Genomic DNA, 26,216 nt, shown 5'->3' with positions numbered 1-26,216 from the left:
AGGGGGTGTGAGCATTACACATTACGCTTTTTGTGTTCAATTTATTGTTGGGCAGAACATATGTATAAAATTACAAAAGGCCTAGATCTACCGATCTCAGGTGCTCCCAATCAAGTGATTGAGACGGCCGCTGCGGTGAAAGCAGTGGCTGTGATTGGTCCAGACTATCATGGAATGAAACCCACCATGTTGGTCAAGGAAGGGGATAAGGTCAAGAAAGGTCAAGTCATCTTTACGGATAAGAAGACGGAAGGCGTGAAGTACACGGCTCCTGCCTCTGGAACCGTTGCTGCGATCAATCGTGGTGAAAGACGTGTCTTTCAATCATTAATTATTAATGTTGAGGGCGATGAGTCTGAAACTTTCGCCTCTTACTCTGGTTCTGAATTGAAGTCTTTAGAGCGTAGTAAGGTGGTTGATAATTTGGTCGAATCGGGTTTGTGGACTGCGTTCCGTACTCGTCCATTTTCAAAAGTGCCCGAAGTGGCGTCCGTTCCGAACTCTATTTTTGTGACGGCGATGGATACCAATCCATTGGCTGCTTCTCCTGAAGTCGTTTTGGCTGATCAAGCTGAAGCCTTTGCTGATGGTCTTACTGTGCTAACGCGTTTAACGGAAGGTAAGGTCTTTGTTTGTAAAGCAGCGGGTGCAAAGATTCCAACAACATCTGATGTGACGGTTGAAGAGTTTGCTGGTATACACCCAGCAGGTCTTGCTGGTACTCACATACATTTCCTTGATCCAGTTAGTGATAAAAAGACGGTTTGGTCTATTAACTATCAAGACGTTGTAGCGGTTGGTAAGTTATTCGTTACGGGTGAGTTAAGTGTTGAGCGAGTGGTTTCTTTAGCGGGTCCACAAGTTAAAAAGCCTCGTTTGGTTCGTACTCAAGTTGGCGCAAGCCTCGATAACTTGTTGTCGGGTGAGTTGGCTGATGGCGAGAATCGAGTGGTTTCTGGATCTGTGCTTTCTGGTCGTGCCGCGAAAGGGCCTTACGCCTTTTTAGGTCGTTACCATAATCAGGTGTCTGTGCTGTTGGAAGGTCGTGAGCGTCAAATGATGCATTATCTTCGTGCTGGCGTAGAAAAGCATTCTATTATGAATGTGTTCTTATCTAAGCTGACAGGAAAGAAATCTTTCGATATGACCACCACGACAAATGGTAGTGATCGTACTATGTTGCCGCTTGGTAACTTTGAACGCGTAATGCCACTGGATATCCTTCCTACACAATTGCTACGTGCTTTGGTTGTGAACGATACAGAACAAGCTCAGAAGCTTGGTGCGCTTGAATTGGACGAAGAAGATTTGGCTTTGTGTACTTACAGTTGCTCAGGTAAGTTCGAATATGGCCCGATCCTTCGGGATTGCCTAACTCTAATAGAGAAAGAGGGTTGATTCATGGGGCTTAGAAAAGTACTTGATAAAATCGAGCCTGAATTTCATTCAGGTGGAAAATATGAAAAGTGGTACGCGCTTTACGAAGCGGTAGATACTATTTTTTACCGTCCAAGCTCAGTAACTAAAAATGGTTCCCATGTTCGTGATGCGGTGGATATGAAGCGCATTATGATTTTGGTTTGGATGTGTACATTTCCAGCCATGTTTTTTGGTATGTACAACATTGGTTTTCAAGCCAATACCGCTATGGATGCCATGGGCGTTACAGCGGGAGATTCTTGGCGCCACGGCATCATTGGTAGTTTAACTAATTATGATGCTTCCAGCATATGGGATAACATGATTTACGGCGCAATGTACTTTTTGCCTGTTTATCTTGTGACTTTCGTTGTAGGTGGTTTCTGGGAAGTATTGTTTGCGTCTGTACGTAAACATGAAGTTAACGAAGGTTTCTTTGTTACCTCAATCTTGTTCTCCTTATCTTTGCCTGCGACTGTACCTTTATGGCAAGTCGCTTTGGGTATCACCTTTGGTGTGGTATTGGCGAAAGAGGTGTTCGGTGGAACGGGTAAAAACTTCCTCAACCCAGCGTTGGCTGGCCGTGCCTTTTTGTTCTTTGCGTACCCAGCCTCTATGTCTGGTGATGCAGTTTGGACAGCGGTTGATGGTTTTTCTGGTGCAACAGCGCTTAGCCAATTGGCTGCGGATGGTGTTCCTGGTCTAACGGTTGCTTGGTCTGATGCGTTTTTTGGATTTATCCAAGGCTCAATGGGTGAGACATCGACACTGGCTATCTTGATTGGCGGTGGTGCTTTACTGATCATGCGAATTGCCGCATGGCGTATTGTGGCTGGTGTTATGTTAGGTATGGTTTTGACTTCTGGATTGTTGAACTTCATTGGCTCCGATACCAATCCTATGTTTGCAACGCCGTGGTACTGGCATCTTGTCTTGGGTGGTTTTGCCTTTGGTATGATGTACATGGCAACCGACCCAGTGTCTGCATCAATGACGAATCGAGGTAAATGGTTCTACGGAGCATTGATTGGTTTGATGGTTGTGTTGATTCGTGTTGTTAACCCTGCTTACCCTGAGGGTATGATGTTGGCAATTTTGTTCGCGAATTTGTTTGCGCCATTTATTGACCACTTTGTTGTTCAGGCGAACATTAAACGGAGGATTGCACGCAATGGCTAGCAGTAACGATAGTATTAAAAAGACCATTATAGTTGCTTTATCTTTGTGTTTGGTTTGTTCTATTTTTGTTGCTGCTGCAGCGGTAGGTCTTAAGCCTATACAGAACACCAATAAAGATTTAGACCGTAAACGTAACATTCTGTCGGCGGCTGGCATGCTTGAGCCAGGCAAGTCTGTGGACGAGATTTTCGAGACGGTTGAAACGCGTATTGTTAACTTGCAAACAGGTACATTCGCTACGCAAGAGGAATTGAAAGAGGCTAATATCAATGTAGCGACTTTCAATCAGCAGGCTGCTGCTAAAGATCCTAACTTGTCTATTGCTCTAAAAGCTGAGGAAGATCCAGCGAGTATCAAGCGCCGTGCAAATTTTTCGGCGGTTTATCTTGTTAAATCGGGCGATACGATTGAACGTATCATTCTTCCAGTTCATGGATATGGCCTATGGTCAACCATGTATGGTTTTATGGCTTTGCAGAGCGACTTTAATACAGTGCTAGGCTTTGGTTTTTACGACCAAGGTGAAACTCCAGGGTTGGGTGGCGAAGTAGATAACCCTAACTGGAAGGCTTTGTGGAAAGGTAAGAAAGTATACAACGACGAAGGTGAAGCGGTTATTCAACTTGCTAAAGGTGGTGTAGACAGTTCTGATCCTAAGGCAATGTATAAAGTAGATGGCCTATCTGGTGCAACATTGACAAGTCGTGGGGTGACTCATCTTGTTCAATACTGGTTGGGCGAAGAAGGTTTTGGACCATTCTTGTCACAGCTACGTAGTGAAGGAGTTCAATAATGTCTGATGTGAAAAAAGTCCTCTTTGGGCCGATTCTTGCGAACAACCCAATAGCCTTGCAGATATTGGGTATTTGTTCCGCATTGGCGGTGACGAGTAGTTTGAGTGTTAGTTTGGTTATGGCGATCGCTTTGACCTTAGTAACGGCTTTCTCTAGCTTCTTTATTGCGATTATTCGTAATCATATACCGAACAGTATTCGTATTATCGTACAGATGATCATTATCGCTTCATTGGTAATTGTGGTTGATCAGATTCTGAAGGCGTTTGCTTTCGAAATCAGTAAGCAGTTATCAGTGTTTGTAGGTCTTATCATTACAAACTGTATCGTTATGGGACGTGCTGAAGCATTTGCCATGAAAAACGGACCTGTAATGAGTTTTGTTGACGGTATTGGTAACGGTTTAGGCTACAGTGCGATGTTGATCGTCGTGGCGTTTTTCCGTGAGCTGTTTGGTGCTGGTAAATTGTTTGGTGTTGAGATTTTTGCGACGGTTCAAAATGGCGGTTGGTATCAACCGAATGGTTTGATGTTGCTTCCACCGAGTGCATTCTTCGTAATTGGCTTGGTTATATGGGCTTTACGCGCTTATAAGAAAGAGCAGGTTGAAGCGCCAGAGTTTAAAATTGCGGCAAATTCTCGTTCTCAGGAGGCGCTATAAATGGAACATTTAATCAGTCTGTTTATTAAGGCCGTTTTTGTTGAAAACATGGCATTGGCATTCTTCCTAGGTATGTGTACTTTTTTAGCATTGTCTAAAAAAGTAGAGACAGCAATAGGTTTGGGTATTGCCGTTGTGGTTGTTTTGGCGATTACCGTGCCACTGAACAACTTGTTGTATCAAAATCTTTTGGCAGATGGTGCTCTTGAGTGGGCCGGTTTGGGTGGTGTTGATTTAAGCTTTCTAGGTTTGTTGAGCTACATTGGTGTTATCGCTGCTGTGGTTCAGATACTAGAGATGACACTAGACAAGTACATGCCTGCTTTGTACAACGCACTGGGCGTTTTCTTGCCGTTGATTACAGTAAACTGTGCCATCATGGGGGCTTCTTTATTCATGGTGGAACGAGACTATAACTTCAGTGAAAGTCTTGTTTACGGTGTGGGTGCTGGTGTTGGTTGGGCGCTCGCTATCGCTGCCCTAGCTGGTATTCGGGAGAAACTTAAATATTCAGACGTTCCTGCAGGGTTGCGTGGTCTTGGTATCACTTTTATCACTGTTGGTCTGATGAGTTTAGGTTTTATGTCATTTTCGGGTGTGCAGCTTTAATCGGCCGCACATTTAGACAACCAAGAATAAGGTTTAACTAACATGGTCAACTTAGAAATTATTCTAGGTGTGGTGATGTTCACGGCTATCGTGCTTGCGTTAGTGGCAATTATCCTTGCTGCTCGTGCACGCTTGGTAAGTACTGGTGACGTTACAATCCGCATCAATGGTGAAAAAGAAGTGACTGCGCCCGCAGGTGGTAAGTTGCTTCAAACATTAGCAAATAGTGGCATCTTCCTATCGTCCGCATGCGGTGGTGGTGGTACTTGTGCTCAGTGTAAATGTAAGGTTATGAGTGGTGGTGGCTCTATGCTTTCCACTGAGCAATCTCACTTCACGCGTCGTGATGAAAAAGAAGGTTACCGTCTATCTTGTCAGGTTTCTGTGAAACAGGATATGGATGTGGAGGTGCCTGAAGAGGTGTTTGGTGTTAAAGCATGGGAATGTACAGTTGAGTCTAACCCTAACGTAGCGACCTTTATCAAAGAGTTGACGTTAAGATTGCCTGAAGGCGAAAACGTAAACTTCCGTGCTGGTGGTTATGTTCAATTGGAAGCGCCTGCCCACACTGTGCATTATAAAGATTTTGATATCGAAGAAGAATATCGCGGAGATTGGGATAAGTTTAATCTTTGGAAGTTTGTTTCTAAGGTGGATGAAACTGTTATTCGTGCTTATTCGATGGCTAACTACCCTGAAGAAAGGGGCATTGTTAAGTTCAATATTCGTATTGCTTCTCCGCCTCCAGGTAAAGATGATTTACCTCCAGGTCAAATGTCATCTTATGTGTTCAGCCTTAAGCCAGGCGATAAGATCAAAGTATACGGTCCTTTTGGTGAGTTCTTCGCTAAAGACACAGACGCTGAAATGGTGTTTGTAGGGGGTGGTGCGGGTATGGCGCCAATGCGCTCTCATATTTTCGATCAGCTTAAGCGTTTGAATTCTAAGCGTAAAATTTCTTTCTGGTATGGGTACTCGTAGTGTTCGAGAAGCATTCTATGTGGAAGAATATGATAAGCTTCAGGAAGAAAATGAAAACTTTGAATGGCATTTGGCTCTCTCAGATCCTCAACCTGAAGATAACTGGGAAGGCAAAACTGGGTTTATTCATAATGTTCTTTATGAAAGTTATCTAAAAGATCACCCAGCGCCAGAAGATTGTGAGTTCTACATGTGTGGACCTCCAATGATGAACGCATCTGTAATCAAGATGTTAGAAGACCTAGGCGTCGAAAAAGAAAACATTTTGCTTGATGATTTCGGTGGCTAGCACCTGATAAAGACCCACCCTCTGGTGGGTCTTTGTTTTATTGGCTATAACAAAGACTCTTTATGCGTAAAAAAATACTGTTCCCAGTTTTCCTGCTTATTATTGTTGCCGTTTTTTATAGACTTTCTGTGTTTACCCCAGAATTGGTGAGTTTCTCTGGTCCTACAATGGGGACAACTTATACGGTTAAATTTTATACCACGGAAGAGGTGAAAAACCCTTGGGATCTAAAAGATGACGTTGATGCCGTGTTGGTGAGAGTGAATAAGCTCATGTCAACCTATGACCCAAATTCTGAACTGTCTGAATTTAATGCGTTATCGGCAGGACAGTCATTTACGGTGAGCGAGGAGATGGCTTACGTTATTGATAAAGCTTTGCTTTTAAGTCGTATGACCGATGGTGAGTATGATGTGACTATTGGTCCTTTGGTGAATCTCTGGGGATTTGGTCCTGGAAAGCGAGAAGATAAGGTACCAACGGACGTTGAGATAGAAGCGGCTAAATCGAGAGTGGGTTATCAATTTTTAACGCTTGATGGTCTTCGTTTGAGCAAAGAAAAAGATATTTATGTGGATTTGTCATCCATTGCAAAAGGATATGGCGTGGATGCTGTAGCTAAAGTTTTGCAAGACAAAGGAATTGAAAGCTACTTGGTTGAAGTGGGTGGTGAAATTTCGTCAAAAGGGGTTAAGCCGGATGGTTCGCCTTGGCGCGTGGGTATTGAAAGTCCAGCTGGCGGTCATAACATTGCTGAGAGAATTATAGATGTAACCAATATAGCGTTGGCGACATCGGGGGATTATCGAAATTATTTTGAACAAAATGGTGTGCGTTATTCCCATACTATAAGTCCGCTTACTGGAAGGCCGATTACACACCGTTTGGTATCTGTTACTGTAGTGGATACAACCACAACGATGGCTGATGGATTGGCAACGGCCATTACGGTGCTTGGGCCAGAAAAAGGCTATGAATTTGCACAAGAGAACGGTATTGCCGCTTATTTGCTGGTGAAAACGGATTTTGGTTTTGAAGAGCGTCCGTCTGATGCCTTTAAGTCCTACTTAAAGTAGGCGAGCTATTTTTTGTATTTTTTATAGGAGAAAAGTCATGTTGACGATTGTTTTAGCATTTGTCCTTATGCTTTTGTTGGTTACTGCTATGTCTGTTGGTGTTTTGATGGGAAGAAAGCCCATTTCTGGCTCGTGCGGTGGTATGAGCGCATTGGGTATGGAAGTGGCTTGTGATATTTGTGGTGGCGATAAAGGTAAGTGTGAAAAAGAGACAAAAAAGAATGCAGCCGAGAAAGTCTCTGATGACACATTTTATGACGCAACGAAATAATTGAACAGTGAAGAGGGTGTTATGACAACAAGACATTATGATGTTGTGGTTTTGGGTACGGGCCCTGCGGGAGAAGGCGCAGCAATGAGTGCCGCAAAGGCAGGCAAAAAAGTGGCGGTTATTGAAGCCAGTTCACAAGTCGGCGGAAGTTGTACGCATTTAGGGACTATTCCATCAAAAGCATTGCGTCATGCTGTTAAAGAGATTATTGCCTTTAACACCAATCCTATGTTTCGTGATATTGGTGAGCCTCGTTGGTTTTCGTTCCCGAAAGTTTTAGACCGAGCGAACCGAGTTATTGATAAACAGGTTATGGGGCGTACTGAGTATTATGCACGCAATCGAATTGATATTTATTTTGGACGCGGTAAGTTCAAAGATGTGAACACCATCGAAGTAAATACTTATGAAAAAGGGCCTGAATTACTAGTGGCCAAAAAAGTGGTGATCGCTACGGGTTCTCGTCCATATCGACCAGCAAATATTGATTTTTCCCATCCTCGTATATACTGCTCAGATACTATTTTAAGTTTAAGTCATACTCCTCGTTCTTTGATTATTTATGGTGCGGGCGTCATTGGCTGTGAATACGCGTCGATTTTTTGTGGATTGGGCGTTAGAGTTGAACTGATTAACCTGGCGAAAAAATTATTGAGTTTCTTAGATGACGAGATTACTGATGCCTTGAGTTATCACCTTCGTGATGGTGGTGTGCTGATTCGTCATAATGAAACTTATGATTCTGTTGAGACAACTGAGCGTGGCGTTGTGATGCATATGGCGTCAGGTAAGAAGATACGTGCTGATGCATTGCTATTTTGTAACGGACGTTCTGGTAATACCGACAATTTGGGCTTAGAGGCTATCGGCTTAGAGGCCAATGCACGCGGTCAGTTAGCGGTAAATGACACTTATCAAACTCAAGTTGAGAGTGTTTATGCGGCTGGTGATGTCATTGGTTGGCCAAGTTTGGCAAGTGCTGCTTACGATCAAGGGCGTGCAGCGGCAGCTAATATGTTTGGTCTTGCGGGTGGCGAGTTCATTAGTGAAGTGCCGACAGGTATCTACACTATTCCTGAGATCAGTTCTGTTGGTAAAACAGAGTCTGAATTGACGGCTGAAAAAGTGCCTTATGAAGTGGGTCGGGCTTTCTTTAAAAACACCGCTCGTGCACAAATCACGGGCGAAGCAGTAGGGATGTTGAAAATACTGTTTCATCGTGAGTCGCTAGAGTTATTAGGGATTCATTGTTTTGGTGACCAAGCATCAGAGATTGTTCATATCGGACAAGCTATTATGAAGCAGCCAGGCAAGCAGAATACTTTGAAGTATTTTTTGAATACTACGTTTAACTATCCGACCATGGCTGAGGCTTATCGTGTCGCGGCGTTAAATGGCTTCAACCGAGTGTTCTAAGTGCACAGAGTCTGTTAGACAGAGTGTGAAATAAAAATGCCCACTTCAAAGGTGGGCATTTTTTTATCTATGATTTATCGTTTAATTAGCATGTGATGTAAGGATGTCTTGATAGGCTTAGCTGTCTTTGATGGCGTAAATACCTTTAAGGTTTCTGAAAAAACCTTTGTAATCCATGCCATAACCAAATAAAAATCTATCTGCTACCTCTGTACCAATATAATCGGGTGTCATATTTGTTTTGCGGTCGTGCAGTTTGTTGATCACGGTGGCTGTGTATACGCTGCTGCTTCCCTGTTGTTCCAGCCATTCTACGATAGCTTGGAGCGTATGACCTTGGTCGAAAATATCGTCAATGACCAATATGTGTCTATTTTTCAGGCTGGTTTGCGGGTAGCTTAGCCAGTTTAGAGAAGCGCCTTCGGTTTCCATTCCGTACCTTGTCGCATGGATATAGTCTAATTCTAATGGAAAATGCAAACGTTCTATTAAAGCAGCTGTTGGGATTAATCCGCCGTTCATCACACACAGAACAAGGGGCATTTTATCCGCGAGATCGGCAGAAATCTGAGATGCCATTTTATCAAGGGCTTCATTGAGTTTTACTTCGTCGACTAAGCAATCCGCTTCATCTAAAATTTTGTTTAGGTCGTTGATTGTATTTGTCATGGTAAGCCCTGTTGTGAAAAAATTTTGCGGGATTTTACATTAATCCTGACCAGATGCTAAGTTTTTCTGTTGAGAAGTGTGCTTTATGTTATGTAGCGTGGCACATAGGCAGATTGAGGCGAGTACAATAAGCCACGAGCTTTGCAGCCACACAAGAAAAATAGGTATGGCCGCAAAAGCACCGTAAACAACTTGATAGCCTGCAAAAAACTGCGCGAACGAGCCGAACAGGGTATTTAATAAGTATAGGCCCACGCTGCCAGCCAAAGCCGAGATGGCTGCCCATTTTGCGGATACTTCAGCATTCGGTGTTAAAAAATTCAGTGTAAACAGCATGAAGAAATAGAGAATGATGCTGCCAAGTTCCAATAAATTATCAAGCCAAGCATTTGTTTGTACTCCATATATCTGCATGGATATAAGTGTGCCGTATAGACTTAATGACGAGGCAAAAATAATGGGACCCAGTGTGAGAATAGCCCAGTAAGTAAGTAGTCTTTCCCTGATTTTCCGGGCTTTTTTAATTTCCCAGATCGATTGAACACTGCTTTCAAAGCTGTTGAGCAATAATAGGGCGGTGACAAATAGGGCGATTAGGCCTGCCAATGGGAGGTTTTTCGTTTGCGCTGAAAACTTAATGAGATAAGGCATCATGATGTCACTGGAGCCTGGTGCAAGATGCTGCTCAATTAATTTAAATAATTGTGTTTGCATTGACTCAAGGGCAGGTGTGAAGCTCAGTATTCCTACAATGATGGTGATGATAGGGACAGCTGCTAATAGACTCGATAGCGTGAGTTGCGCCGCCTTTTGTGACAGGTTGCTGTTTTTGAACCTTGCAATGGTCAAATATCCATAACGTTTGAAGACAAGGAAAAAATACATAAGGCGTTCAGACATGGTGGTGAAACTCTTTTGATTGAAGTGTTACGATATCATAGCCTGAGATTTTTTCACGGCTTCCAAGCGATTGGATGGTTTTTAGCGCCAAAATTTTTTATTTTTGTCTGACTTATCTTTTGTTTTTTTGCGTCATCTCTTTCACTGTTTGAAATCTGTTCTGCTTATTAGTGTGGTAGTAGGCGAATTTTAAAAAAGATCGATAATCTTCTTTTTAATGCACATTGCACAAACACAGTGCAAGGTGATTCCTTTTGGCGCACTTAGCTTGTTTTTTATCGGGTCTGCTTGTAATATTTAACTCGTTCCTTTTGTGATATTTGTGCTGCGGAGTAGTGAATTTTAACTATTCTCGGTTCCTTGGTTGCAAATAGTCATTTTTAGCCCAGTTTTACTGGGCTTTTTTATGTCTATTGGTTGACGATTGCTATTCCATCCCTATAATAGCCCACCACATGAAATGTAATGAGCATAGTTCCGTTAGCTCAGTTGGATAGAGCAACCGCCTTCTAAGCGGTAGGTCACTGGTTCGAATCCAGTACGGAGCACCATTTCAGTCCATTACTTTAATTAATTTTTATTTAGGTTTTGTTGGCTGGTAATTGAATGTATGTCTTGTTAATGACGAGATTGCCAACAAATTAAAGCAAGTTCCCGAGAGGAAGTTTTATGCAAGTTTCTGTAGAGACAACGTCTCCAATTGAGCGCGTTCTGACAATCAGTGTTCCCGCTGCTCGTGTGGACGAAAAAGTAAATTCTGAAGTGGCTAAAACAGCGAAGACAATTCGCATTGACGGTTTTCGTAAAGGTAAAGTGCCGGTTAGCGTTGTTAAGAAACGTTACGGCCAAGGCATTCGTATAGATGCTGTTGAACAAATCATGCGTGATGCTTACGTTGAAGCGATTCAAAAAGAATCTATTCAACCTGCTGGCATGCCTTCAATTGAACCTAAGAACTTTGCTGAAGGCGCCGACCTTGAGTTTGTTGTTAAGGTAGAAGTATACCCAGAAGTAACATTGGCTGATAACTCTGCGATTAAAGTAGATCGCGTGGTATCAGAAGTGACTGAAGCTGATGTTGATGTCATGCTAGAGACACTACGTAAGCAAAATGCAGAGTGGTCTGCTGTTGAGCGTGAATCTGCTGACGGCGATCAAGTGACGATTGACTTCGTAGGTTACCTAGGTGACGAAGCGTTTGAAGGCGGTGCTGCTCAAGGTCACAAATTGGTATTGGGCTTCTAACACTATGATCCCTGGTTTCGAATCAGGTATTTTGGGTGCTAAAGCAGGTGAAGAACGCACTATCGCTGTGACTTTCCCTGAAGATTACCAAGCAGAGAATTTGAAAGGTAAAGAAGCGACGTTCAAAATTACGGTTTCTGCTGTAGCTGAACAAATTCTTCCTGAGCTTAACGATGCTTTCGTAGAGAAATTTGGTCTAGAAGAAGCGACAGTGGCTGCATTGCGTGCTGAAGTACGCAAAAATATGGAGCGTGAGCTGAATCAAGCGATCAAAGCTAAATTGAAAAATGCCTTGTTCGAAGGTCTAGCTTCAATCAACGAAGTGGAAGTACCTTCTGCTCTTATTGATCAAGAAGTGGATGCACTTCGTAAGCAAGCTGCTCAGCAGTTTGGTGGTCAAGGTTTTGATGCTTCTCAGTTGCCAGCTGAGTTATTCCAAGAAGAAGCCAAAAAACGCGCTAAACTTGGTTTGCTTATCTCTGAAGTAATCAAAAAAGATAACTTGAAAGTGGATAACGACCGTGTTCGTTCTTTCTTAGAAGATATGGCTCAGGCTTATCAAGAGCCACAACAAGTGATTGATTTTTACTTAAAGAACAAAGAACAATTGGCGCAAGTGCAATCTGCTGTACTTGAGGAGCAAGTTGTTGATAAACTGTTGGAATCTGCCCAAGTTACTGAAGTAACATTGGGATATGAAGACGCTATCAAGCCAAATGCCCGAGCTGAAGAGGCTGGGGAAGAAGCATAAGACGAGTCTTATCTTTTTTAATAAGGTCGACATAGCATTTGTTATGTCGACTTTTTTGTTTTAAGGAATGCGATATGAATTTGATGAACCCAACTACCGGTCCTGTTGCTATTACAAGTAATGGCCTTGTTCCAATGGTTATTGAACAGACTGCTCGTGGAGAAAGGTCATTTGATATTTACTCGCGCTTACTTAAGGAGCGAGTGATATTTTTAGTTGGTCAAGTTGAAGATCACATGGCTAACTTGGTTGTCGCTCAGTTGTTGTTTTTAGAATCAGAAAACCCAGATAAAGACATTCATTTGTATATTAATTCGCCTGGCGGCTCTGTAACAGCTGGTATGTCCATTTATGATACTATGCAGTTTATCAAGCCAGACGTAAGTACTATGTGTATTGGTCAGGCTGCCAGCATGGGGGCGTTGTTGTTAACAGCGGGCGCAGCAGGAAAACGTTATTGCTTACCAAATTCACGAGTGATGATCCATCAGCCATTGGGTGGTTATCAAGGTCAGGCCTCTGATATTGAAATCCATACTCGCGAGATTCTAAGCATCAAGCATAAACTAAATGAAATCATTTCCTTTCATACAGGCAAGCCGATTGAGCAAGTTGCCATGGATACGGACCGTGACAATTTCATGAATCCGCAAATGGCAAAAGAGTACGGCTTGATTGATGAAATTTTGCAGAAACGAAAAGTTTAACAAAAGGGTGGAATAGATGTCGGATGATAAGTTTAGCCGTGGCGACCACTCTGATCGGTTATTATATTGCTCTTTTTGCGGAAAGAGCCAAGACGAAGTAAAAAAACTCATTGCAGGACCGTCTGTTTATATCTGCAATGAGTGCGTGGATTTGTGTAACAACATTATTACGCAAGAGTTGTCTCAAATTGCGGATGACAGCAGCGCTGGTGATGAGTTGCCAACGCCAGCAAAATTGAGCGCCGCACTTGATGATTATGTTATCGGGCAAGACAAGGCGAAGCGTGTCTTAGCGGTTGCCGTTTATAACCATTACAAACGTTTGCGTCACCAAGGTAAAACAGACACCAGTATTGAGGCTCGGTAAGAGTAATATTTTGCTAATTGGCCCAACAGGTAGCGGTAAAACCTTGCTTGCTCAAACGCTTGCACGCGTTCTGGATGTGCCTTTTACTATTGCGGATGCAACAACCTTGACCGAAGCGGGTTATGTTGGCGAAGACGTAGAAAATATTATTCAGAAATTGCTGCAAAATTGTGATTATGATGTTGAAAAAGCACAGCGCGGCATTGTTTATATTGATGAAATAGACAAGATTTCTAGAAAATCAGATAACCCTTCCATTACCCGTGATGTATCTGGTGAAGGTGTTCAGCAGGCTTTGCTAAAATTAATCGAAGGAACGGTTGCTTCTGTGCCTCCGCAAGGTGGTCGTAAACATCCTCAGCAAGAATTTTTGCAAGTAGACACATCCAATATTTTGTTTATTTGTGGTGGTGCGTTTGCGGGCTTAGAGCGCGTGATTAGTGATAGAACCGAAAAGAGCAGTATCGGCTTTTCTGCCACAGTGAAAAGCAAAGAAGAAGGGCGTTCTTTTTCTGAAGCGGTTCACCGTGTGGAAACTGAAGATTTGGTTAAATTTGGTTTGATTCCAGAATTCGTAGGTCGTTTGCCAGTGGTTGCGACATTGTCTGAGTTGGATGAAGAAGCATTGATGACCATTTTGAGTCAGCCTAAAAATGCGCTAGTTAAACAGTACCAGCATCTTTTTGAACTGGAAGGTGTAGAGCTTGAGTTTTCTCCCGAATCCTTGCGTGAAGCCGCCAAGTTGGCTTTGGAGCGTAAAACGGGTGCTCGTGGTTTGCGTAGTATATTAGAATCTGCACTGTTGGATTGTATGTATGAGCTTCCAACTCGTAATGATGTTGTGAAAGTGGTTATGGATGCAACTTCCATTCGCGGTGAGTCAGCGCCATTGATGGTGTTGGAAAAAGAAGAGTTGGCTAAAAACGCCTAACTCTTCAAAGCCTGATAGCGACATCTAAAGCCGAATTTAAGTATTATTGCTTGAATTCGGCTTTTTTTATGATGTTTCCTGTCAAAACACTGTGTAGACTAAATTCAAATGGTGATAGTGCTTGTAATTTTGGGCTTCGCCCCTATCTCTTTCCTAATCAATGTTGAAATATAAAAGTGCGCGTTTTTCTTATGTGCCCAGATTGGAAAAAAATATGACAGATTCTTTACTCCTTCCAATGTTGCCACTGCGTGATGTGGTTGTGTATCCCCATATGGTGCTGCCGCTTTTTGTAGGTCGTGCTAAATCCATCGCGGCTTTAGAGTCGGCTATGGAAAATGATAAATATGTGTTTTTGGTTGCCCAGCAAGATGCGTCTAAAGATGATCCTGCCATGGCGGATCTTTATTCAATTGGTACCACTGCAAAAGTAATGCAATTGTTGCGTCTGCCGGATGGCACGGTAAAAGTGCTGGTCGAAGGTAGTAAGCGTGCACGCCTTGAAAAGATGGAAGAGGCAGATGGTTTTGTTTTGGGTCGTATTGTTGAATTGGATTTGAAAGAGGAAGACAAAACTGAGCATGGCGTGATTCGTCATGCCCTGCTTAAGCAGTTGGACGAGTATGTGGCTGGTAGTAAGCGTATTCCGGCTGAAGTGGTTGCGTCACTAAAATCCATAGATGATTTGGCAAAATTGATCGACAACATCACCGGCCACATGAGCTTAAAGCTTGAAGATAAGCAAAAAGTGTTGGAAATAGATTCTCTGACAGGGCGTGGTGAGTACCTTATTGGTTTGATGGATGGCGAACTTGATATTGCTCACTTAGAAAAGAGCATTCGCAGCCGTGTTAAGAAGCAAATGGAAAAAAGCCAGCGTGAGTACTATTTGAATGAGCAAATGAAGGCGATTCAAAAAGAGTTGGGGGACATGGAAGATGGCAGTAATGAACTGGATTTGCTGCAGGAAAAAATTGCTCAAGTTGGTATGTCTGATGAGGCAAAGGAAAAGGCGGAAGGGGAGTTGAAGAAACTTCGCATGATGTCACCTATGTCGGCAGAAGCCGCTGTGGTTCGTGGTTACATTGATTGGCTAACGTCCTTGCCTTGGAAAAAACGCAGTAAAGTGCGTAATGACTTGGCGTATGCTGAAAAAGTATTGAACCAAGATCATTATGGTCTTCAAGATGTTAAAGAGCGAATTCTCGAATTCCTTGCTGTGCAGCAGCGTGTGAAGAAAGTAAAAGGCCCTGTTTTGTGTTTGGTTGGGCCTCCAGGTGTGGGTAAAACGTCTCTTGGTCAATCCATCGCGAAAGCGGTGAATCGTCAATACGTTCGCATGGCGCTGGGTGGGGTGCGTGATGAAGCTGAGATACGCGGTCATCGCCGTACTTACATTGGCTCAATGCCGGGTAAGTTGTTACAGAAACTGTCTAAAGTAAAAGTGAAGAACCCGCTCTTTCTGTTGGATGAAATCGACAAAATGGGGATGGATCAGCGTGGTGATCCAGCGTCTGCGCTTTTGGAGGTGCTTGATCCGGAACAAAATCATACTTTCAATGACCATTATCTTGAAGTGGATTTTGATCTGTCAGATGTGATGTTTATTTGTACGTCAAACAGCATGAATATACCAGGGCCTCTTCTTGACAGGATGGAAGTGATTCGAATTCCTGGTTATACCGAGGATGAGAAGCTGAACATTGCTAAGCGTTACTTACTGCCTAAACAAGTTAAATTGGCAGGTTTGAAAGAACGCGAGATTAATGTAACCGATGCGGCTTTGATGGATGTGATTCGTTATTACACCAAAGAAGCGGGTGTTCGTGGTCTAGAGCGTGAATTGAGTAAAATTTGCCGCCGAGTTGTGAAAAAGCAAGCCTTGAGCAAAGAAAAAGAGTCTGCCGCTGTGGAAGTGACAAGCGACAATTTAGAAGATTTTTCTGGGGTGCATAAATTTAGTTACGGCAAAGCAGAAGAAAAAAATCAAATTGGTCAAGTAACCGGACTGGCATGGACCTCTGTAGGTGGTGAATTATTGACCATCGAGGCGGCAGGAGTGCCAGGTAAAGGTCGCCATGTGAAAACTGGATCCCTCGGAGATGTCATGCAGGAGTCCATTCAAGCGGCGTTAACCGTGGTGAGAAGTCGTGCCGTTGGTCTTGGAATTGACGATGATTTTCATGAGAAAACAGATTTGCATTTGCACGTGCCGGAAGGGGCGACTCCGAAGGATGGGCCAAGTGCCGGTGTGGCAATGTGTACGGCGATTGTGTCTGTGTTAACTAAGATCCCTGTTAAAGCCTCTGTGGCGATGACTGGCGAGATTACGTTGCGCGGGGAAGTGCTACCCATAGGTGGACTCAAAGAGAAGCTTCTAGCGGCTCACAGAGGTGGTATAAAAACCGTTATTATTCCACAAGAAAATGCTCGTGATTTGAAGGAAATTCCTGATAATATCAAGGCAGACATTGACGTCATACCTGTTAAATGGATTGATGAGGTGCTTGATATCGCTTTGGAGTACATTCCTTCGCCAAAAAAGGTAGAAACCTTGCCTTCGAGTGAAAAAACTGTTGATGAACAAGAAACTGTAAGTCATCATTAGAAGCATATCCTGTGTTGACAGGGAGTAGGTCGGGCTTGTATAACTTCTCGCTCGGCCTTTTTGGTAGGTTATATTGCGCCGAAAAAAATACTAAGGAACCACGAAAATACTGAAGGGGTACAACGTGAACAAATCTGAATTGATTGATGCTATTGCAGCGTCTGCTGATTTATCTAAAGCTTCTGCTAGCAATGCTCTTGACGCTACTCTAAAAGCAATTGAAGCGGCTTTGGCAAAAGGTGACCAGGTTACACTAGTTGGTTTTGGTACTTTTGCAGTGAAAGAACGTGCGGCGCGTACAGGCCGTAATCCTCAAACTGGTGAGGAAATCCAAATTAAAGCAGCGAAAGTTCCTGGTTTTAAAGCCGGTAAAGGTCTAAAAGACGCTGTAAACTAATGTTTTTGGAGCAGTAGTTCAGTTGGTTAGAATACCTGCCTGTCACGCAGGGGGTCGCGGGTTCGAGTCCCGTCTGTTCCGCCATTAGACACAAAAGGTGTATTCCAAGCGGAATGCACCTTTTTTATTTGTCATTTAATTCATTCATTCGGAGGCAGTAATGCTCCAGGATATAAGAGATAAGTCACAAGGCATTGTGGTAAAGATCATTGTTGGTTTTATCGTTGTGACTTTTGCTCTATTTGGCGTAGACGCCTTGGTTCAAAGTTTTAACTCATCCGATACGGTTGCCGAAGTGGATGGGGTCGATATTTCTCGAACACAAATGTTGCAAGGCGCAGAAACTCAGCGTCGTCAGTTGATTTCTATGATGGGCGGTCAAGTTAACCCTGCATTGTTGGAAGATAACCTATTACAGCGTCGTGCATTGGAAGAGCTTATTCAGCGTGTCGTACTAACGAATCAGGCTAAAGAGTTAGGCTTGGGAGTGTCTGATGCTCAAGTTAATGCTTACTTGTTGCAAGCTGAACAATTTCAAACGGATGGACAATTTGATCAAAACAAATATTTGAACTTTATACGATCACTTGGCTTTACGCCTTTAGCTTTTAAAGAGCGAATTAAGCAGGATGTTTTGATTCAGCAGCCACGTAATGCGATTGCAGGTTCTGAGTTTGTTTTGCCTTATCAGGTTGATAGTGTTGCGAAGCTGCAATCTCAGCAGCGTTCTTATGATTATGTTTCTTTCTCGTTAGCAAGCGAGTCAGAAAATACGAATGTGTCAGAAGAAGAATTACAAGCTTACTACGAGGCAAACAAAGACAATTTCAAGACACCAGAACAGGTGAAAGTGAATTATGTGGTTGTTTCAAGCGCCGATTTTTATAGCAAAGTAAACGTCACGGATGCTGAATTACAAGAAGCATATCAAGCTTCTATTTCAGGTTTGACGCAAGAAGAAAGATCAGCATCGCATATTTTGATAGAAACATCGGATCGCAGTGATGCTGACGCGCAAAAACGTGTTGATGAGATTCAAGAGAAGTTGAAATCTGGTGAGGCATTTGCCGATTTAGCGGCAACCTATTCAGATGATATTGGTTCTAAAGACGATGGTGGTAATTTAGGTTACGTTGAAAAAGGCACCATAGATCAGGCTTTTGATGATGCGTTATTCTCAATGCAGAAAGACGAAGTGAGAACAGTAAAAACACAGTTTGGTTACCATGTTATCAAGTTAGATGATATCACTAAGCCAGATGTGCCTAGCTTTGCTTCACTAGAAGCGGATCTAAAGCAAAAGCTATTAGATGAGAAAGCCAGAGACGCTTTGTTGACTGCGCACGAGGATATTACGGATTTGGCGTATGCAAGTGATAAATTAGACGCAATCGCTAAAGAGTACGGCGTCGATGTCTTGCAAAGTGCCTACTTTGGGCGCGATGGCGGCTCTGATGAGATATCAAGCAACCCTGCGGTGATTGCAGCGGCGTTTGATGTGCCGGTATTGGAAGACGGTCAAAACAGTAATTTGATTGAATTGAACGAAGACCAAGTGGTTGTGATTCATTTAAATGATCATAAGCCAGAATCTTTCCAATCTTATGAAGAAACAAAAGAGCAAGTGGCTTCGATTGTTGTGCAAAACAAAGCAGTAGAATCGCTTAGAGCGAAAGCAGAAGCGGCGAAAGACGCGGAAGGTACTGCTTGGTCTTCTGTGAGCGATGCACAGCGTGGTCAGGACGAAATGACATCATTGGCTTTCTCTATGCCGCACCCAGATGATAAGCCTGTTGTGGCAATCAAGGGGTTGTCTAATGGGGATTTGGCTTTGATTCGTCTGAATAAGGTCGATGTGGGTAATGACGTTGCACCTGATGATCAAAAGTTAGCTTATGAGCGTTACTTGAGTCAGACTCAAGCGACTCTTAGCACGCAAGGTCAGCAAGACTTCTTGAAAAATAATGCAAAAATAGAAAGATAAATTACTATTACGCGTAACAAAAAAGCCACTTCTATCATGAAGTGGCTTTTTTTTGTTTGACGGTTCTTGTGGATCAATGAGCTGAGGTGATGTTTGTTTTGTTGAAATCAAACTAAAGACATTAGCCAGTGGTTCGAGGGCACAAAAAAGCCTGGCCTGTTGTGGCGCGAGTGTATTTCATAAGGTGATCTGTATTACCCTGTTCATCGCCTTTTACCATACTTTCGAGCATTTGATTAAAAATGACAGGGGTTTTGCTGTAGCTTGCAAACATGAGGCCTTTTTCTGTTAAAGAGGCGAAAGGCATGCTGTGACGCAAGATTTCCAAAGAGCGACCTTGCTCATCTTTTAATGAGGTTCGCTTGGTATGAGCATGAACAGATTTTTCTGCAGAAGGATACTCTTGGTTGCTGTGTTTGGTTCGACCGTAAATATCCTCTTGGGTTTTTAAGTCTTCTTTTTCCCATTTGGCTAGGTCGTGGACAAAGCGCATTAAATTAAAATACGAGCCATTTTTGAAGTCTGGATCCTCGTCATCAACGAGTGCCACCGCTTTGCGTTTTTCTCCTTCAGGATTTTCTGTGCCGTCCACAAACCCTGTCAAATCACGGTTATCTAGATATTTAAAGCAATTGACTTCTTCTACCAGCGTAACGCTTTTGCCAAAGGCGGCAAACAATGTGGTGCCTAACTGGTAGGTCACATCTCGACGAGAAGAGCGAATATGTAGCACAAGGTCCACGTCCGTCGGCAAGATTTCTGTTTCTTGGCCTACAATGTGGGGGAAAGGAGACAGCAGTTGTGGGCGCTTAGTGTCTAGCGTGTCCCATATTTGGCTGCTAAGGCCGATACTGGCATGCAGCGCCGCATCAGGAAATTGTTGTTGCATTCCTTCGATTAGCCGAGGGGCGGCCGCTAACGTGTCTTTAAACGTTTTGATTTCGGATTTATTGACATTAAGTGTGATAAAGAGAGCGTCACTAGATGCTTCGGCAATAATACCGGATTGAAAAGGTGTCATTATGGTCGTCCTTACTGACGCTAAAGGTCATTAGAAATTGGGGTAGAGTGTTTTCAGTTGACTAGCCTGAGACGGCTTGGCTTGGCCGCTGGTGTACTCTTCTAGCGCTTCGGCAAGAGGGTGTCCTTGCCATTCATGAGCTGGGTTATTTGAGTACAGCATCAATTCAGCTTCCATTAGTAATTGTGTAACCTGAACAGTTGTGAGGCGTTTGATATCATCGACGCTGCGAATTTCATTGTCGCCCCAGCGATGACGTGCCCATTCTAACAAACTCGGTCTTAGGGAAGGTAGATCGTTTTGGTTGCAGCATTCCATTAAGGCTTTAAACGCGCTCTGCTCATCGTAAGTGCTGAGTGGCGCAAAGTCCTGCAACGTAGGAACTTGGTAAGTATTTTCTGGCTCTGTTTTCTTGCGTTTGAACCACAGCACAGCCCAACTGGCCGTCATAACCGCTGCCAGTAGAAGCAACCCAGCGATGAGGTACTGGCGAACCGTATAACCGTCATGTGCGGGTGTGATTTTCACCGCCAAAGGCTTGGGTTGGTTTTGGGTATTAGGTTCGGCCACTTGTTGCGGTGGTTGCGAAGGCTCTACAGGTTTTTTTGCCAGAGAGATGGGAGCCATAGAACGCGTTGGCTCTGGTGATGCTTCGCTTACAACGGGCGGTGTTGGTGTTGAATCGCTGGCTTTGTTTGTGCTGCTGGGTAGTGGCGCAATCTCGATGCTTTGCGTGGTCGCACTGGCCACGCTGATGGCTTGTTTTTCTGTGTCCCAGTAAGGGATATTAATGTCGGGCAATACCAGTGTGCCTTCTTGAGTTGGAACAACTTCAATCGTTATGCTCTGGCTGCCTATGACCCCCGCAGCGGTTTTTTGAGTATCAAATTTCGGTGGTTGAGGATACAGTTTGTAGAGGCGTGTGCTATTAAAGTCTACCGCTGGAATTTGTTCTGGCAATGCGCCTTTCGCTTTTATATCAATGGTCCAAACCAGTGTATCGCCCACTCTTGGTGAAGCGTCTGATTTTGTGAGCGAAGTGGATACGGTGACGGCTTCGCTTGGCAACCAAGCATCTGCTGTGTAGCTTGCAGGAATAGGAATAACTTGAAGGTTCAAAGGTTCACTTTGCACCTTGATCATTCGGCGTCCAGTGGAGGTGTTGACCATGGCTTGGATGCTTTGTGGTGGTATAGTGACTTGGCCACTACGCTGTGGAAACACCATATACTCTCGTGTGATGACTTGGTACTGGGTGCCATTGATCGTCTGATAACTCATCTGGTCATCTATCAGTCTTTCAATGATCAAGTCAGGATGAGAGGGTATTGCTCGATTGGCATTCTGCAGCGCGACAGATGTATAAAGCTTCACGCTGAGCGTGATTTCTTGTTGAAGGTATGGCTCTGTTTCAGATACTTCTGCTTTTAGCATTACTGGCGGATTGCCATTACTGTCCAGTAGCTGAGGAGAGCTTTTGACCGTGAGTCTAACGGGTTGCGATTGAAGGTCGCCTATTTGTATCGGCGGGATTTCAACGGTACCAACCGATTTTGGCATTAAGCTAACAACCCAAAAGTTCAACGCAGTGCTGGTGCCGAGATTAAAACTAAACTGGCTGTTTTGGCTTTTGCCTAAGATGTTGAAATCGCGCTCAAGGGGAGTGAGATCTGGACCGTTTCCGGTATTGGAAAAATCAGCGCGCAGCGTAAGTTGGACCACTTCATTTTCGGTGACGACATTTTTATTAAGCGTCGCGGTAACACTGGCGGCTTGAAGAGAGCTTGAAAGCACAATAAAAAGCACAGCCATCATTAGTGAGAAAAACAGGCGCTTCAGCGTGTTTTGCGAAATTAATGAAAGGGAATATTGCTTTGTTACCATGGGTTTTGCCCATCCTCTTGCGAAAATCGAGTGTCATTGCGTTTTTCTTGGTGTAAGTACCAAAGTTTGCGCTGCAGCAATAATCCAGGGTCGTCTTGGATTTGCCTTAGCCACTGGTTTAATGCCTGTTGTTTTTCTTTATTCAGCGGTATTTTTTCCGCTTCGTCTTGGTTTTCATTGTCTGAGTGTTCATTTTGCTTATTATCCTCAGGTGTTTTGTTCTTGTCTTGTTTTTCGTTCTTTTTATTGTCATTTTTTGAGTCAGATGACTCTTTGGCGTCATTTTGGTCGCTAGAACGGGAAGCGTCGTCCTGGTTTTGTTCTTGTTTTTGCTCTTGTTCTTGATTTTGTTGGTTTTTGTTTTCGTTATCTTTTTGTTCTTGTTGCTGGTTTTGTTGTGATTGTTGTTGCTTTAAGTAGTCCAGATTCTCTTTGGCCGCCTTGAAAGAAGGGTCCTGTTCCAAGGCTTTTCCATAGGCTTGGATGGCTTTTTCAATGTCGCCAGACAAGGCCAATGCGTTGCCCAAATTATAATTCTCCGCAGCGTTTCTACTGAGGTTATCAAGTTGCTGAATGGTGTCTGGATAATTTTCTAACGCGTAAGCGGAGGCCGCTTTCCAATCAGGGCGTTGGAAATATTGATCGGCCGTTTGCCAATCGCCTTTATCTACCGCCTGCTGACCTTTTTGATCTGGTGTTAAAAACCAATCCAGTGGTGAGGCGTATGACTTCTCTGCAGGAAAAGACAATACGCCAAGTAACAGCATAAAAAGCATGCCTTTTCTAAACTGGATCCCTAGCCACAGTAAAAAGGGCAAAGCAAACCAGTGGCCTTGCTCTATCCAATGAATGCTTTTGTTTTGAGCTTTTTGAGTCTGTTGATTGTCCATTGAAGTATTGGTGATTTGTGTGATTTCTTGCGGCGTCAAACGACCCTGATAAAACTGCCCGCCAAGGGCAGTTGTCATATTCTTGAGTTCGTCTATCGGGGTAATGGGTGTAACGTTTTTTCCATTTTTTCTGAGCACTTGCCCATCGGGTAATTGGATGAAAGTGGTATTGGTTGTGCCAACCGCAATGAGGCTTAATTGTATGTTTTTATCTTTAAACAATGCTGGAATGGCGGTTTTATCTTGTTCGCTAATGTCGTCCGTTAAGACAATAAGGCGCAGTGGCAAGGTATCATCCGTACTGAGCGAAAGTGCTGCTTCGAGGCCACTGGTTAGATTGCTGCCGTACGTTGGCATGATGATCGGATCTAATGCCAGCAAAAAATGGGTAATGGTTTCTCTATCTTGGCTAAAAGGGCTAATAACAAAACCCTCGCCAGCAAATGCCACCAGCGCAATGTCGCCTTCTTTGCTTTGCTCTAGTATATCTCGTATCGTCTGTTTTAATTGAGTTTGTCGATTGGGCTTGATATCGGTCGCGTACATGGATAAAGATTGATCGACAACCAAAACGGTTTTTTGGGTGTTTTCGAACATGGTAGTGGGTGCTTTTGTCCAGCTGATGCCCGCCAAGCCAATCCAACACAGTGATATTGCGATTAAACCAAGCCACTTGTTCGTATTGCTGGCGCTATTTTGATAGACCAAATGCGGCATTAAACGTGGGTCGACCACTTTATTGAGTGTGCTTTTGTTCGCGCTTTTTGCCGTAATAAACAAAGCCAATAGCAGGGTAATAGGGAGTAAAATTAGCCAGTAAGGCCGTTCAAAATGCACCGCATCAAACAGCATCATGCTTTGTCTCCTTTACGCCAAATTTCTCGGTTCCATGACAAGGAGTTGCTGGTCAGTAGGGCCAAACCAAAAAACAGCATGGAGGCTAACCCTAGCCAATGGAATAAGCTGGTTAGTGGGCGTTGCCATACCTCTTCGGCGGGGGTGGGTTCCAAGGCGTCAAGCGTTTGATAGATAGCGTGCAGGTCTTCCGTGCTTTTAGCGCGGAAATATTCGCCACCGGTTTGCGCGGCGATATTCTTCAATAGCGTTTCATCTAGGTCAGTGGATGGATTAATCGCTTTTGGTCCGAAGAAGCTTTGTACAATCATGCTATCGGCACCAATACCAATGGTATGTATTTTGACATTCTGCGACGCCGCAAAGGTGGCTGCCTGTTGCGGCTGGACGCGGCCAGCGGTATTCGCGCCATCCGTCATTAGGATAAGGACTTTTTTATCGGATGGTTTGTCTTCCAAGCGTTTAATACCTAAACCTATGGCATCACCAATGGCAGTCTGTTCGCCAGCAAAACCAATTTGTGTTTCTTGCACCAGCTGATTAATGGTTTTGGTATCAAAACTTAACGGGGCTTGCAGATAGGCTTTAGAGCCAAACACGATAATACCAATCCGATCACCACGACGTTGTTGGATAAAATCAGAGAGAACCGATTTTGCGGCTTCTAGTCGGTTTGCCGATTGATTATTGAGCGTCATATCGGTGACTTGCATGCTACCAGATAAATCCAAAGCAATAAGCAAATCGCGTCCAGAGGGCGTGACTTTTGTTGGCTCGCCAAACCAAACAGGTCGTGTCATAGCAAAGATTAACAGCACCCAAGACAAGAGCAGGAGTAGGTAGCGCCATGATAGACCTTTGGACGTTGCTTTACGGTCTTGATGATGGATTAACTGTCCTGTATTTCCCCACCAAATACCGTCGCCTTTGGGTTTGGCTTTGGGGAGGAAATACATAAAAAAAGGCAAAGGTAAAAGAAGGAGAAACCAAGGCCAAGATAGCTCAAGCATGGTGTTTCCTTATCCAATAACAGGTTGTTTTTAGCATGGCAGTACGTTGTTGTTTGGTGAGTTCAATCTGACTTCTATAAGGGCCATCGATAAATTCGTTGCCAATGACTGAAAATTGTCGTTTTGTGGGCAAGGTTTTGTCTAATATTTCAAACAGCGTTTTGCTTGGTAGCGCCGCGGTTTCTATTTTTCCTTCACTCATCAAGCAGCGGCGAACCATTTCGTGACACAGTAAAATGCAGTCTTTGTCGTTAAGTTTGCCCGCTTTTTGGGTAATGCCGGCTAAGGCTTCGCGTCGGTAAGTGCGCTTCTTGTATCGTCGATAGTAAAAGATCAGTGCGCCGATTAATAACAAAACAATCGCAGCAACTATTAGCCAAGTCCACCACACGGGTGGCCACATAGGGACGGATTGCGGCAGCATGTAGGCTTTGTTTGGTAAGTCAATGACCTGTGACGGAGCTTGAACTGGCGTGAGCGCGGCAGACATTAGTGCAGTGCTCCTTGTGACAATAGATAACGGGCGATTTTTTCGGGAGATTCTGTGATATCAAATATTTGATGGCGAACACCAAAAGACATTAGTTTGTTACGCATTAAGGTGTTTTGTGAGAGAAAATCGGCTTTTGCCTGTTGCATACTGTTTTTGCTGATAGAGACCGATTGAATGCCGCTGTTGTCTGCTATTTGGTATTGTCCAGCGGGTAAATTAAAGACGTTACTATCAATGATTTGTATCCAGTGAACAGTATTGTGCTCGGCTAGCTTTATCAATGCGCTTTCTTCGTCATCATTCCAGCTTTGTTTGTCCGTCAGGATGATCACATCTTTATTATGAGTTTTGCGGGTCAGTGGGGTATTGGACCAAATACTGACCGTGTTATGGTCACAGGATCGATGCACTAGTTTAGAGGCGTCTTTTAGGGTGCTTAGCAGGGTCGACAATGTGGCCACTTTATTGCTGGCATGCTCTTGATCGCCATAGGTCATGCGATAAGACAGTGTGTCGCCTTGTTGTTTTGAGCGCCATGCGATAATCCCAGCGAGCTGAATAAAGCGTGTGGAAATAAAGGTATGGCGAGTACCAAAATAGGCGCTACTAGACAGGTCTAACAAGAGAAGTCGCTGGTGGTCATTTTCTTGGGCATACAATCGAGTATGAGCGTGGCCAGTGCGAGCGGTTACCCGCCAATCTATGTGGCGCAAATCGTCGCTGGCTTGATAGGCCCGCAGCTCAAGCATTTCCATGCCGTGGCCTTTTTGTCGCGAGCGACGTTCACCAGATTGAGTGGCAAAACGAAT

20 protein-coding genes, 2 tRNA genes and 3 pseudogenes are annotated in these 26,216 nt (G+C 43.8%); 17 read left to right on the top strand and 8 right to left on the bottom strand.

What is annotated here, in order from left to right; genetic code table 11:
• The first annotated feature begins 60 nt into the window (after nucleotides 1–60).
• The 9 genes and pseudogenes from AC0L6V_RS08565 (at nucleotide 61) to sthA (ending at nucleotide 8,695) form a co-directional block, all read left to right on the top strand.
• On the top strand, nucleotides 61–1,398 hold the full coding sequence (locus AC0L6V_RS08565) for a Na(+)-translocating NADH-quinone reductase subunit A (RefSeq protein WP_265219225.1): 1,338 nt from the start codon (nucleotides 61–63) through the stop codon (nucleotides 1,396–1,398).
• 3 nt (nucleotides 1,399–1,401) lie between these two features.
• Nucleotides 1,402–2,598 carry an NADH:ubiquinone reductase (Na(+)-transporting) subunit B gene (locus tag AC0L6V_RS08560; protein WP_265219226.1) on the top strand — a complete coding sequence of 399 codons (1,197 nt, stop codon included), beginning with the start codon at nucleotides 1,402–1,404 and terminating at the stop codon, nucleotides 2,596–2,598.
• Nucleotides 2,591–3,391 (top strand): Na(+)-translocating NADH-quinone reductase subunit C, encoded by an 801-nt coding sequence (locus AC0L6V_RS08555; RefSeq protein ID WP_265219227.1) that lies wholly within the window; start codon nucleotides 2,591–2,593, stop codon nucleotides 3,389–3,391. The genes AC0L6V_RS08560 and AC0L6V_RS08555 overlap by 8 nt, the downstream gene beginning before the upstream one ends.
• Nucleotides 3,391–4,053, top strand: a complete 663-nt coding sequence (locus AC0L6V_RS08550) for an NADH:ubiquinone reductase (Na(+)-transporting) subunit D (protein WP_111607677.1) — start codon at nucleotides 3,391–3,393, stop codon at nucleotides 4,051–4,053. The genes AC0L6V_RS08555 and AC0L6V_RS08550 overlap by 1 nt, the downstream gene beginning before the upstream one ends.
• Nucleotides 4,054–4,662 carry an NADH:ubiquinone reductase (Na(+)-transporting) subunit E gene (gene nqrE, locus AC0L6V_RS08545; RefSeq protein WP_111607678.1) on the top strand — a complete coding sequence of 203 codons (609 nt, stop codon included), beginning with the start codon at nucleotides 4,054–4,056 and terminating at the stop codon, nucleotides 4,660–4,662.
• 42 nt (nucleotides 4,663–4,704) lie between these two features.
• Nucleotides 4,705–5,932: pseudogene (gene nqrF, locus AC0L6V_RS08540) on the top strand (NADH:ubiquinone reductase (Na(+)-transporting) subunit F).
• A 62-nt stretch (nucleotides 5,933–5,994) separates the two neighbouring features.
• Entirely contained in the window at nucleotides 5,995–7,008 is a 1,014-nt protein-coding gene (locus tag AC0L6V_RS08535; RefSeq protein ID WP_265219229.1) for an FAD:protein FMN transferase, read from the top strand.
• Nucleotides 7,009–7,045: 37 nt separating this feature from the next.
• Nucleotides 7,046–7,279 (top strand): (Na+)-NQR maturation NqrM, encoded by a 234-nt coding sequence (gene nqrM / locus AC0L6V_RS08530; protein WP_265219230.1) that lies wholly within the window; start codon nucleotides 7,046–7,048, stop codon nucleotides 7,277–7,279.
• Between the two features lie 21 nt (nucleotides 7,280–7,300).
• A complete protein-coding gene (gene sthA, locus AC0L6V_RS08525; protein ID WP_418138927.1) occupies nucleotides 7,301–8,695 on the top strand; it encodes a Si-specific NAD(P)(+) transhydrogenase in 1,395 nt (464 codons plus the stop codon).
• 117 nt (nucleotides 8,696–8,812) lie between these two features.
• Here sthA and AC0L6V_RS08520 read toward each other — a convergent pair whose 3' ends face one another.
• Complete coding sequence (locus AC0L6V_RS08520; protein WP_265219231.1) at nucleotides 8,813–9,364, bottom strand: hypoxanthine-guanine phosphoribosyltransferase; 552 nt, start codon at nucleotides 9,362–9,364, stop codon at nucleotides 8,813–8,815.
• Nucleotides 9,365–9,403: 39 nt separating this feature from the next.
• The gene (locus tag AC0L6V_RS08515; RefSeq protein ID WP_265219232.1) at nucleotides 9,404–10,249 is read right to left on the bottom strand and encodes a YihY family inner membrane protein; all 846 of its coding nucleotides are present in this window, start codon (nucleotides 10,247–10,249) and stop codon (nucleotides 9,404–9,406) included.
• 489 nt (nucleotides 10,250–10,738) lie between these two features.
• Between AC0L6V_RS08515 and AC0L6V_RS08510 the strand changes: the two genes are divergently transcribed.
• The 8 genes and pseudogenes from AC0L6V_RS08510 (at nucleotide 10,739) to AC0L6V_RS08475 (ending at nucleotide 19,254) form a co-directional block, all read left to right on the top strand.
• Nucleotides 10,739–10,815 (top strand) — tRNA-Arg (locus tag AC0L6V_RS08510).
• Nucleotides 10,816–10,933: 118 nt separating this feature from the next.
• A pseudogene (tig, locus tag AC0L6V_RS08505) lies at nucleotides 10,934–12,260 on the top strand (trigger factor).
• Nucleotides 12,261–12,334: 74 nt separating this feature from the next.
• A complete protein-coding gene (gene clpP / locus AC0L6V_RS08500; RefSeq protein ID WP_111607686.1) occupies nucleotides 12,335–12,967 on the top strand; it encodes an ATP-dependent Clp endopeptidase proteolytic subunit ClpP in 633 nt (210 codons plus the stop codon).
• Between the two features lie 16 nt (nucleotides 12,968–12,983).
• Nucleotides 12,984–14,265: pseudogene (clpX, locus tag AC0L6V_RS08495) on the top strand (ATP-dependent protease ATP-binding subunit ClpX).
• Nucleotides 14,266–14,479: 214 nt separating this feature from the next.
• Nucleotides 14,480–16,873 (top strand): endopeptidase La, encoded by a 2,394-nt coding sequence (lon, locus tag AC0L6V_RS08490; RefSeq protein ID WP_265219235.1) that lies wholly within the window; start codon nucleotides 14,480–14,482, stop codon nucleotides 16,871–16,873.
• Nucleotides 16,874–16,997: 124 nt separating this feature from the next.
• Nucleotides 16,998–17,270 carry an HU family DNA-binding protein gene (locus AC0L6V_RS08485; RefSeq protein WP_012069435.1) on the top strand — a complete coding sequence of 91 codons (273 nt, stop codon included), beginning with the start codon at nucleotides 16,998–17,000 and terminating at the stop codon, nucleotides 17,268–17,270.
• A gap of 7 nt (nucleotides 17,271–17,277) precedes the next feature.
• Nucleotides 17,278–17,354: transfer RNA gene (locus tag AC0L6V_RS08480), tRNA-Asp, on the top strand.
• Nucleotides 17,355–17,430: 76 nt separating this feature from the next.
• Nucleotides 17,431–19,254, top strand: coding sequence for a SurA N-terminal domain-containing protein (locus AC0L6V_RS08475; protein WP_265219240.1), 1,824 nt, complete (start codon nucleotides 17,431–17,433; stop codon nucleotides 19,252–19,254).
• A gap of 121 nt (nucleotides 19,255–19,375) precedes the next feature.
• Here the strand turns inward: AC0L6V_RS08475 and AC0L6V_RS08470 are convergent, their stop codons facing one another.
• Genes AC0L6V_RS08470 through AC0L6V_RS08445 form a run of 6 tightly spaced genes read right to left on the bottom strand, consistent with a single transcriptional unit; the run spans nucleotide 19,376 to nucleotide 26,162 of the window.
• Nucleotides 19,376–20,275 carry a Dyp-type peroxidase gene (locus AC0L6V_RS08470; protein WP_418138926.1) on the bottom strand — a complete coding sequence of 300 codons (900 nt, stop codon included), beginning with the start codon at nucleotides 20,273–20,275 and terminating at the stop codon, nucleotides 19,376–19,378.
• A gap of 30 nt (nucleotides 20,276–20,305) precedes the next feature.
• Nucleotides 20,306–22,159: a BatD family protein gene (locus AC0L6V_RS08465; RefSeq protein WP_409419663.1), complete on the bottom strand. Its 1,854-nt coding sequence runs from the start codon at nucleotides 22,157–22,159 to the stop codon at nucleotides 20,306–20,308.
• Complete coding sequence (locus tag AC0L6V_RS08460) at nucleotides 22,153–23,904, bottom strand: VWA domain-containing protein (protein ID WP_418138925.1); 1,752 nt, start codon at nucleotides 23,902–23,904, stop codon at nucleotides 22,153–22,155. Before AC0L6V_RS08460 ends, AC0L6V_RS08465 begins: the two co-directional genes overlap by 7 nt.
• Complete coding sequence (locus AC0L6V_RS08455; protein WP_265219247.1) at nucleotides 23,901–24,914, bottom strand: vWA domain-containing protein; 1,014 nt, start codon at nucleotides 24,912–24,914, stop codon at nucleotides 23,901–23,903. The genes AC0L6V_RS08460 and AC0L6V_RS08455 overlap by 4 nt, the downstream gene beginning before the upstream one ends.
• On the bottom strand, nucleotides 24,907–25,404 hold the full coding sequence (locus tag AC0L6V_RS08450; protein ID WP_265219250.1) for a DUF4381 domain-containing protein: 498 nt from the start codon (nucleotides 25,402–25,404) through the stop codon (nucleotides 24,907–24,909). The genes AC0L6V_RS08455 and AC0L6V_RS08450 overlap by 8 nt, the downstream gene beginning before the upstream one ends.
• Nucleotides 25,404–26,162 carry a DUF58 domain-containing protein gene (locus tag AC0L6V_RS08445; protein WP_265219252.1) on the bottom strand — a complete coding sequence of 253 codons (759 nt, stop codon included), beginning with the start codon at nucleotides 26,160–26,162 and terminating at the stop codon, nucleotides 25,404–25,406. The genes AC0L6V_RS08450 and AC0L6V_RS08445 overlap by 1 nt, the downstream gene beginning before the upstream one ends.
• Between the last annotated feature and the right edge of the window lie 54 nt (nucleotides 26,163–26,216).

The sequence above is a fragment of the Marinomonas sp. G8-14 genome (assembly GCF_055808935.1).
This window is presented reverse-complemented; position numbering and strand designations above follow the sequence as displayed.

Excerpts from the sequence above, each read along its gene's own strand:
- AC0L6V_RS08465 (WP_409419663.1), bottom strand. The coding sequence starts at position 22,159 with ATGGTAACAAAGCAATATTCCCTTTCATTAATTTCGCAAAACACGCTG.
- AC0L6V_RS08515 (WP_265219232.1), bottom strand. The coding sequence starts at position 10,249 with ATGTATTTTTTCCTTGTCTTCAAACGTTATGGATATTTGACCATTGCA.
- AC0L6V_RS08550 (WP_111607677.1), top strand. The coding sequence starts at position 3,391 with ATGTCTGATGTGAAAAAAGTCCTCTTTGGGCCGATTCTTGCGAACAAC.
- AC0L6V_RS08460 (WP_418138925.1), bottom strand. The coding sequence starts at position 23,904 with ATGATGCTGTTTGATGCGGTGCATTTTGAACGGCCTTACTGGCTAATT.
- AC0L6V_RS08445 (WP_265219252.1), bottom strand. The coding sequence starts at position 26,162 with ATGGAAATGCTTGAGCTGCGGGCCTATCAAGCCAGCGACGATTTGCGC.
- AC0L6V_RS08450 (WP_265219250.1), bottom strand. The coding sequence starts at position 25,404 with ATGTCTGCCGCGCTCACGCCAGTTCAAGCTCCGTCACAGGTCATTGAC.
- nqrM (WP_265219230.1), top strand. The coding sequence starts at position 7,046 with ATGTTGACGATTGTTTTAGCATTTGTCCTTATGCTTTTGTTGGTTACT.
- sthA (WP_418138927.1), top strand. The coding sequence starts at position 7,301 with ATGACAACAAGACATTATGATGTTGTGGTTTTGGGTACGGGCCCTGCG.
- AC0L6V_RS08520 (WP_265219231.1), bottom strand. The coding sequence starts at position 9,364 with ATGACAAATACAATCAACGACCTAAACAAAATTTTAGATGAAGCGGAT.
- AC0L6V_RS08565 (WP_265219225.1), top strand. The coding sequence starts at position 61 with ATGTATAAAATTACAAAAGGCCTAGATCTACCGATCTCAGGTGCTCCC.
- AC0L6V_RS08555 (WP_265219227.1), top strand. The coding sequence starts at position 2,591 with ATGGCTAGCAGTAACGATAGTATTAAAAAGACCATTATAGTTGCTTTA.
- AC0L6V_RS08535 (WP_265219229.1), top strand. The coding sequence starts at position 5,995 with ATGCGTAAAAAAATACTGTTCCCAGTTTTCCTGCTTATTATTGTTGCC.
- lon (WP_265219235.1), top strand. The coding sequence starts at position 14,480 with ATGACAGATTCTTTACTCCTTCCAATGTTGCCACTGCGTGATGTGGTT.
- AC0L6V_RS08455 (WP_265219247.1), bottom strand. The coding sequence starts at position 24,914 with ATGCTTGAGCTATCTTGGCCTTGGTTTCTCCTTCTTTTACCTTTGCCT.
- AC0L6V_RS08475 (WP_265219240.1), top strand. The coding sequence starts at position 17,431 with ATGCTCCAGGATATAAGAGATAAGTCACAAGGCATTGTGGTAAAGATC.
- AC0L6V_RS08560 (WP_265219226.1), top strand. The coding sequence starts at position 1,402 with ATGGGGCTTAGAAAAGTACTTGATAAAATCGAGCCTGAATTTCATTCA.
- nqrE (WP_111607678.1), top strand. The coding sequence starts at position 4,054 with ATGGAACATTTAATCAGTCTGTTTATTAAGGCCGTTTTTGTTGAAAAC.
- clpP (WP_111607686.1), top strand. The coding sequence starts at position 12,335 with ATGAATTTGATGAACCCAACTACCGGTCCTGTTGCTATTACAAGTAAT.
- AC0L6V_RS08470 (WP_418138926.1), bottom strand. The coding sequence starts at position 20,275 with ATGACACCTTTTCAATCCGGTATTATTGCCGAAGCATCTAGTGACGCT.